Below are 6,885 nucleotides of genomic sequence, written 5' to 3'. Positions count from 1 at the left end.
GATCAATCGCTTAACACACTCAACCCGTCAGAACCATAAAACATTGGGGTGAGAGGCAATAACCTCATCCAAAACAAAGCTTTAATGCAGGAAAACCAAATTGACCTCCGCGATGCGAGGCCAAAAACCTAAAACTCCAGATAACTGGGGCACAACCAAGACAGCAAGCTGACCTGACAAGGGCGTCAAAACGATGATTCCGGCGTATCACCGCTCATCCAGGTTGAAATCTTGGAGGCTTGCTTCAAAGATACCGTCTTTGGTGATTGACACGCCTGAACAAACAGGTACTCGGTGCTCAAGTTGTTTGTACGCAATCCCAGGTGGAATGTATTGAACGACCAAAATATTAAGATACCGAAGGCATTGGCATACCAAGGGTTCAAACTGAGAAAATGCAATCTTCTAAAGATATAGTTGCAAGCCTCTGCGATGCGAACGCATCTGATGACACCGTCACAACAGTTGAGGCCAGGGACACATTTCGCAGTTTGATTCGAGCACAGCTTTCGGTGCGGAACGCTAAATCACCAACTTCGGTTTCTGCCCTCTACAATGAGATACGAACGCAACCTGACGTTTGGCGCAACCTTCCAAAATTTGAAGAAGCTGGCGCAGAATATGAACCCGATGCAGCCATAGAACCCGGTTTTGCTGCTGTCACATGCTGCATGAACCGAAATGACCACCTGGCGCAGACATTGCCAACGTGGCTTGTACATCAGGAGATTGGCGAAGTTATCATCGTGGACTGGAGTTCGGAAATTCCGGTAGAGATCACTCTTCGGAAAGCGGGGATAACTGATCCACGTATACGGATTCTTCGGGTCGAGGATGAAGGATCCTGGATTTTGTCCCACGCGTATAATCTGGGATTCCGCGCTGCGACCAAAGACAAGATTATCAAAGTCGACAGTGACATTATCCTCGATTCAGAGTTCTTTAGCCGCAACACAACAGGTGTTGACCAACTGACTGCAGGGAACTGGCGCCAGGCGAAATCCGGGCAAAGCCACGTGAACGGCTTTTTCGTCGTTGGGCGTGAAAATCTTTTGGCTGTTAACGGCTTCAACGAACGGATTGTCACCTATGGCTGGGATGACGATGACCTGTACGGACGCCTGACCAACGCAGGCGTGCAAAGAGAAGATGTCGATCCCGACACCATCAGCCATATTGATCATTCCGACGTAAGACGTGTTGAGCGCCCCAAAAGTACACCGGTCACCGGATGGGACGAAGTGCAGTCGTATCCGCAGTTCTGGATCGCGTTGAACCGGCAAACTGCGTCTTCCTGCGCCCCGTGGGATGCGAGTTGCCCAATGACGGGTTTCCGGGTGCTTAGTGAAACCGCGAACATATTGCGGTTAAGACGCAGCCACCCCTACGGTGTAGATACAAACCTAATTGGCACGCGGATGGAACGCGCCGAAGCGGCGGTTAGCGCAATACATGATGTTTTCAAAGGTGTTGCGGTCTCTGTTTCCTGCGAAGCTGTGGATTATGCGTTGATGACCCGCTCGTTGGAAGACGCCATTGTGGCCATCAGCAACACGTCGCTGCAACCGGAAGAGAATACAGGCGAAGTTACCGTTCCGCTGGGGCATAGCCTGCAAAAGCCGAAACTTGTCGTCGATGCGCAGCATGGTTTGGGCAACCGATTGCGCGCAATTGCTTCGGGGTTTTCATTTTCACAAATCCACGATCGCGAACTGATCATTCGCTGGGTGCCTGACGAACATTGCGATTGCACCTTTGCGTCATTGTTCGACTTTGACGGGGCAGTCGAGGATACCAAAGAGAACGACCCGGAGAACGCGTTAACGGTCGACCTGATGAGCAAGGCATTCCGGGAGGCCTTTGACACCGCCTCATTGGTTAAGGCGCAGCGGGATATCGTTATCCAATCGGCTTACAGGTTTACATTCGGCAAACCCTACGACCCCATTGAACGGAAATTCCTGCGTGAGCTGAAACCGAGTGCGGATGTGCAAGAGATGATCGAGTCCGTCCGCAGCCAAAACGACATCGCCGTACACGTGCGTATGAATGGCGGCGCTGCTACGGACCCTCATGGGGACGTTCCCGGAGACTGGTCGCGGTCAGAAGACGAGATTTCCAGACGTGCCCGCAGCAGATCCCACTATGCGTTCTTCTTCAAACGTCTGGATCAACTGCTGGAGGCCAAGGCCGATTCCACGATTTTTCTGGCGTCGGATAACTCGGAATCCTATGGTGCTTTCGCTGCGAAATACCAAGATCGCGTGACCAGCCTGCCAAGAACGGTATATGACCGATCTGAAGTGCAGCTTAAATATGCGCTGGCAGATGTAATCCTGCTGTCGCGTGCGCCGCTTTTGCTGGGAAGCAACTGGAGTTCGTTTACGGAAATCGCCCATTCAATGTCTCAAAATCAGAGGTTAGAGATATCTGGGCAGCATTTTTAATGTGGCTCGAAATTCCGGACAGCGGTCCAAATCTTTATGAATACCTACTAAACCCGCCAGAGTGTAAATCTGAATGAATGACAGTGAAACAAGGAGCTTAGCCGTTGAGAAGGTTGTTTCAGCGTGCAAGCAACATGTAAGTGAAATTATCGTTCTTGAAGGCCGAAAGCACACAGAATGGTGCGCGGCCTATGAGCAGAGCGGTGTTCCACGTGTCACTCAATCTTCCTTTAGCGCGCTGTCTAAGACCGTTTCTCCTCAGAAGGCCACTGATGGTGGCCTTCGTATCATTCACGTCACTAAGGGCGTTCCTGCGGCAAGCCTGAGTGAAGCGGAAAACAGCGTAAACCTGCTAACGAGTTACGCTGATATTGTAGTATTTTCACCGGTTCCCGTAGCTGAACAACAGGTTCAGGACCTGCTGATTTCATGGCCCAGCTTTTGGGCTTTGCTGTTTCTTGCCGAAGGGTTCGTTTTGCAGGACATCGTGCGCCCGGCGGTATGGGACAGTTTCTACAGCGATTGGGACAACCTGCAAAGCACGGTTGTGTTCGCCAATACTGCGCTGGGTGACAGTTGGGCAGATAGCGATGGTGACGGCGCCAACATGGTTGTGGATTATGTGCATCCCTCGAGTTTTGAAGTCGGGCTTAGACGTCAGCTGGCATTGCAAACCAGTGCGATGCTGAACGCACCCGATACGTCTGCGACGTCTCAGGAATTCAGTTCTAAGATTCACATCGCGCTGCCCAAACGTTATTCCAAAAAGGAATATGAACAAAAGCTTTTTCAGGAAAGTCGGAAGTGGTGGAAGGTCGCCCTTTGCTCACCTTGGCGGATTTCTTACTGGTGTGATCTTTGGCGTCTCCAGCGGCGTACCAAGCGCTGGTCGAATTAGAACTTGCCCGCTTTATTCCAAAGCTACTGAACAAACATGCGGGTGAAAAGCCCTGTTTGGCTTCAAGTCTCTGGTAAACAACAAAAAACATCCGCGCCCGCACGCTTGGTTGCGTCCAAAACTTGTGGGCAGTTTGGTAAAGGGTGTTTGATCTGATATACTGCGTTTTGTTTACAAGTGACTGAGAGTATTGATCTCTGTGCGCTTGTTCTATCGGGCAGACGCATCTGTCGCTGTATCGCCCGGCGACACCGAATCTAAGACCGTCCCATGACCCTAAGCGTCATTCGCGCAACACTGCGTGCGTATTGGACATGGAAAGTTTACGTAAAAAACCTATTAAAACATTGATTTAAGGCCAAGTTTCGCCACAGGCAGCGCACAGCTGAGGCATCGCGGTTCTCTAGCCCTGATCCAGATCATTACTGGAATCGGAGATAGAACCATGCCGAGTTTCCTCGACTGTTGTTTCAAAGCGTCAGCGCAAACAGGACGGCGCTCTGCTTGTAGCATTGTCCGGTTTTTTACCGTCTTGCTGAGTGTCGCGACATTGATACCGGTGACCCTTGCGCCAACACGCGCTCAGGCACAGCAGTTACTTGTGGTGGGAAGCGATCGCGGCGGCTATCTGCATGACCGTTTGATCGAGTTGGAAAACCTCAAGCGCAACGGAGTTCTGGTCGAGATCAGGGGCCGTATCTGCTATTCGACATGCACGATGTTTCTGGGGTTGCCCGGAACCTGCGTTGATCCTGATACCACCTTTGGGTTTCACGGTCCGTCCCAAAGCGGTCGTCGGCTTGCGCAAGAAGATTTCGACTATTTCAGTCAGATCATGGCTGCTTATTATCCGGAACCGTTGAAATCCTGGTTCATGACCAAAGCCCGGAACCGGATCAACGGGCTCTATAAGGTCAAAGGCCGCGAGATCATACAGATGGGCGTGCCCGCCTGCCGAACCGCCTGAACCCGGTCTTGCCCGCAGTCAGGTCGCCGGGTATCACGTTTGGATCAAAGGCCGGTGCCGGATTTCCTGTATCGGCTCCTTTCACGGCTAACCGGGCAGGAGAAAAGTTCATCGTGCTGTCATCGCTTTTCGGACGATTCAGGCGGCGTGCCCCGTTTCTGCCACCAACCCCAAATACTCCAATATGCGTAATCGGTGACGTGCATGGCTGTGTCGTGCAGTTGGAAAAGCTACTGAACAAGGTGCCACAGGACCATCGGATCATTCTGGTGGGCGATTATGTCGACCGCGGAGAATGCAGCGCCGAGGTCTTGCGCCTGATCAGTGCGCGCCCCGATATAACCTGCCTGAAAGGCAATCATGAAGAGATGATGCTGCGGTTCCTGAAAGACCCTTTGGAACAGGGTCCGCGGTGGCTGCGTTACGGCGGGTTGCAGACCTTGGCCTCGTTTGATGTGCGCGGGGTCCGGGCTGAGATGACCGGTGATGAGCTGACAGAGTGCCGGGACAGGTTTCAAGAGGCGATGGGCGACACGTTGTATCAATGGGTGACCGGGCTGAAGACCTGGGAAATGTCGGGCAACGTCCTTGTGGTGCATGCCGGTGCTGACCCCAATGTTCCGCCCACCGACCAGTCGGAAAAGACCCTTATCTGGGGTCATCCGTCATTTCTAAAAACAATCAGGCGCGACGGTGTTTGGGTTGTACACGGGCATACGATTGTCGGTGAGGCTGGCGCGCAAAAGGGACGAATTTCCATTGATACCGGCGCTTTTGCAACTGGTGTGTTAAGTGCAGTTTGCCTGGATGGTGGGGAGCCCAGATTTTTGACGGCACAAGGCTGAAGACTGAGCCCGTACAGGCGCAAATCCGCGGTTGCACTTGCTTTTTCCTGTTGAAGCTGAGCAAAATCTTGTCACGCTAATTCACATCTAATAGGACCTGTTTAAATTAAATCAGGTTTCGAGCTTATCATGTTGATCACCCCTATTCTTCTTTGCGGCGGGTCCGGGACGCGTCTTTGGCCGTTGTCGCGGCAGAGTTACCCCAAACAATTTGTGCCGCTTGTTGGGGATGAGACACTTTTCCAGGCCTCAGCTCGGCGTTTGTCCGGCGCGGCGGCGGGGTTGGAATTCGCTGCTCCGGTGGTTCTGACCAATTCGGATTTCCGCTTCATCGTGGCCGAGCAATTGCAGGCCGTCGGCATTGATCCCGGTGCCATTTTGATTGAGCCCGAAGGGCGGAATACGGCCCCAGCGGTCCTCGCTGCCGCGCTGCGCGCCCATGCCGAGGATCCGGACGCGGTGCTGTTGGTTGCGCCGTCCGACCACGTAGTGCCTGATGTGGCGGCGTTCCAGAATGCGGTTGCCCGCGGGTTGGAGGCTGTCGAGCAAGGGCAACTGGTAACATTCGGGATCACCCCAACGCATCCGGAAACGGCTTATGGTTATCTCGAATTGGCGAGCGCATCGAACAGCGGCGGATCACCCGTTCCGCTGAAAAAGTTCGTGGAAAAACCAAATCTGGCTCGCGCAACTGAAATGCTCGAAGCGGGCAATTTCAAATGGAATGCCGGGATCTTTCTTTTCCGTGCATCGGATATGATTGCGGCCTTTCGGGCTCATGCGCCCGAACTGCTATCGCCCGTCGAGGCAGCCGTCGATACGGCAACGCCGGATCTGGGCTTTCTGCGCTTGAACCCTGAACCCTGGGGCAAGGCCGAAGATATCTCAATCGATTACGCGGTGATGGAGAAGGCGACGAACCTGTCGGTTGTCCCGTTTGACGCGGCTTGGTCCGATCTGGGTGGATGGGATGCAGTCTGGCGAGAAAGCGGGCCGGATTCTGACGGCGTGGTGACCAGCGGCGGAGCCACAGCCATTGATTGCCACAACGCGCTGCTGCGCTCGGACAGTGACCAGTTGGAGCTGGTGGGCATCGGGCTTGAAAACATCATCGCCGTGGCGATGAATGATGCGGTTCTGGTTGCGGATGCCTCGCGGGCCCAGGACGTTAAGAAAGCGGTGAGCGCGCTAAAGGAAAAAGGCGCTGCACAGGCTACAACCTTCCCTAAGGATCACCGCCCTTGGGGCTGGTTCGAAAGCCTTGTGGTTGGCGACCGGTTCCAGGTTAAGCGTATTCACGTCCACCCCGGCGCGTCGCTGAGCCTGCAAAGCCATGTCCACCGCTCGGAACACTGGATCGTTGTCGAAGGCACGGCCCTTGTGACGATCGACGACAAGGAACAGTTGGTGACCGAGAACCAATCGGTCTACATCCCGTTGGGGGCGGTGCATCGGATGCAGAACCCTGGAAAGGTGCCGATGGTTCTGATCGAAGTTCAAACCGGAACCTATCTCGGTGAGGATGATATCGTCCGGTACGAGGATGTTTATGCACGCGGTCAGGGCGCAAAGGGTTGACGTTCCAACCCCATCTGACGTCACGCAGCCAGATATGGCGCATTGATCAGGCCCCCGGACGGGGGCCTTTTTTGTTGCCCAGAAAGCTTGGTGCAGCCGTTCCGTTCGGTGTGTTTTGGTTGTGTTAGTTGTGTTTTGTTTATGGTGTTT

At 53.6% G+C, this 6,885-nt stretch carries 5 protein-coding genes; all 5 read left to right on the top strand.

Translation table 11 applies throughout. The features are described 5' to 3' along the window. Positions 1-671: 671 nt before the first annotated feature. Positions 672-2,447 (top strand): galactosyltransferase-related protein, encoded by a 1,776-nt coding sequence (locus GOX21_RS21310; RefSeq protein ID WP_170379906.1) that lies wholly within the window; start codon positions 672-674, stop codon positions 2,445-2,447. A gap of 73 nt (positions 2,448-2,520) precedes the next feature. Continuing rightward, on the top strand, positions 2,521-3,345 hold the full coding sequence (locus GOX21_RS21305) for a hypothetical protein (protein ID WP_170379904.1): 825 nt from the start codon (positions 2,521-2,523) through the stop codon (positions 3,343-3,345). Between the two features lie 601 nt (positions 3,346-3,946). Then, complete coding sequence (locus GOX21_RS21300; protein WP_254428657.1) at positions 3,947-4,312, top strand: hypothetical protein; 366 nt, start codon at positions 3,947-3,949, stop codon at positions 4,310-4,312. 113 nt (positions 4,313-4,425) lie between these two features. Then, on the top strand, positions 4,426-5,157 hold the full coding sequence (locus tag GOX21_RS21295; protein ID WP_368040052.1) for a metallophosphoesterase family protein: 732 nt from the start codon (positions 4,426-4,428) through the stop codon (positions 5,155-5,157). Between the two features lie 129 nt (positions 5,158-5,286). Further along, on the top strand, positions 5,287-6,735 hold the full coding sequence (locus GOX21_RS21290; protein ID WP_170379902.1) for a mannose-1-phosphate guanylyltransferase/mannose-6-phosphate isomerase: 1,449 nt from the start codon (positions 5,287-5,289) through the stop codon (positions 6,733-6,735). Positions 6,736-6,885 lie beyond the last annotated feature (150 nt).

It is taken from the genome of Ruegeria atlantica (assembly GCF_013032005.1).
Taxonomy (GTDB): Bacteria; Pseudomonadota; Alphaproteobacteria; order Rhodobacterales; family Rhodobacteraceae; genus Ruegeria; species Ruegeria atlantica_A.
The sequence above is the reverse complement of the archived record's forward strand: the minus strand, read 5'-3'. Positions and strand labels throughout refer to the sequence as shown.